This is a genomic window from Azospirillum sp. B506, assembly GCF_000333595.1.
GTDB lineage: Bacteria > Pseudomonadota > Alphaproteobacteria > Azospirillales > Azospirillaceae > Azospirillum.
Genome location: NZ_BADK01000859.1, coordinates 1 through 1,694, shown reverse-complemented (window position 1 = coordinate 1,694; position 1,694 = coordinate 1). Strand labels below are relative to the sequence as shown.

Here is a 1,694-nt window from a genome sequence, read left to right as displayed (position 1 = left end):
GTCGATCATGTCGTCGATGTTCTCGCGCGACCACAGTTCCTTNGACGGGTCCACATGGGTCACGGCGGCGTTTTCCACGACCGTCTGCAACGCCTCAGTGCCGCCCTCGGCCAGGAACTGCTTCGTGCCCTCTACGCCGAGCTTCCGGATCAGCCCATGCGTCACCTGCTCCGCAACGGCCGGGCGCAACATCCGCGTCAGCGCCATGGCCTCAGGAACAGCTTCCAGCGCACCCGCAATAGCACCGTATGCCATTGCCACGCCGGGACGGCGCTGCCCCGTCTTCTCTTCGATGTCGCCGTAAATCGACCCCATCTCCATGCCGGCAGCGGATGGATAGGCGCCAGCCGCGCCGCCAGCCGCGATGCGGCGCGCCACCATCTCGCCGGCAACCTTCTCCGCTGCCTCGCGCGTCAGCCCTTGGGCAATCTTCTGCTCGACAAGGTCGGTGACCACGCCAGTCGCCGCCCGACGTGCAGCGAGGGCGCCGATGCCACCTGTTGCCAGCGACGGCAGGAACATTGGAAGGTTCTCTGCCACGGCCTCGACAGCATATCGACCAACGTCGCCAGCGAAATTTCCCGGGCTGTCGGTGGCAATGTTGCGATAGCTGCCGATAACAGGTGCGTTCTGTTTCGCCTCCTCCATATTCCGCTTGTAGCCGGCCAAGCCCCAATCCGCGACACTGTCCGCGCCCACCGCGTCGCCGGCCATGCCGGCCAGCCCATAGCCGATCGCCTGGAGCTGGTCGACGCCGCGCGAAATGTCGCTGGCGATCTGCCCACCGATTCCGGGTCGCTGATCGCGGGGCATCGCCTGAACATCGGGCGGCGGAAGCGGCTCCAACCCAACGGGCCTGTCGCCGCGCGCCATCGCTTGCCGGACAGCCTCGTTCTCGTCACCCTGTTGGGCGGCGGCTTCAACGGGGGAGTTGGCAGGCTGCGGCGCAACCGGCAGGAGCGGCAGGGGGTTGGGAGGCGGTGTCTCCGCCCTCACCTTCTTCATGTCGAGCCCGCGGGGCCCTTTCTCGGCCGGCCGCTGATCGAGCGGCGTCAGGCCGGAGGTGTCCAGCGGCGTGAGGCCCGACACGTCGAGGTCATTGCCGGCCGGGGTGAGGCCCGTGGTGTCGAGCGGGGTCAGTCCCGACGTGTCGAAGTCCATGCCGATCTCACTTCGTGAAGGGCTTGCCATTGACGATGATCACCGCGCCCTTCGGTGCCACCCCCATTGGCGGGAGCGCGAGCGGTATTTCGCACCCCCGCGGGTGATCTATGCCCCGCCCCCGGTGGTTTACGCGCCGCCCCCGCCGCCGCGGGTGATTTATGCCCCACCGCCCGTCGTCTATGCACCGCGGCCGGTGGCTCCCGGCTTCGGCCTCAGCGTCAACATCCGCTGATCGGGCGCCGGGCCGTTCCCACCCTGCCAACCGGCGAAAAGGACGGCTTCCGGCGGAGCGCTCCCCGCATTATGGTGCGCCCCGTTCGGGTAAGCCGCCCCGCCGGGGCGCAGCAGCCAGGGAGACGGCCTTTGCGGGTTCTTAGTGTGTGCGCCGCGGTGGTGTGCAGCCTTTCGATCGCTTCCGGGATCGTGACCGCCGCCGATGCGGCCGAGCCGCGCCTGATGGCGGCACTGGGCAACACCGTGCTGACGATGACCGACATCGGGGCGAAGCAACCCAGGTGGCGGTGAACGAC

General features: G+C 68.2%; 2 protein-coding genes. Both read left to right on the top strand.

Annotated elements, in window-relative coordinates; genetic code table 11:
* Positions 1-1,159 precede the first annotated feature (1,159 nt).
* The gene (locus tag I71_RS37800; RefSeq protein ID WP_042701085.1) at positions 1,160-1,396 is read left to right on the top strand and encodes a hypothetical protein; all 237 of its coding nucleotides are present in this window, start codon (positions 1,160-1,162) and stop codon (positions 1,394-1,396) included.
* Positions 1,397-1,527: 131 nt separating this feature from the next.
* The gene (locus I71_RS36505) at positions 1,528-1,689 is read left to right on the top strand and encodes a hypothetical protein (protein WP_244434073.1); all 162 of its coding nucleotides are present in this window, start codon (positions 1,528-1,530) and stop codon (positions 1,687-1,689) included.
* Positions 1,690-1,694: the final 5 nt, after the last annotated feature.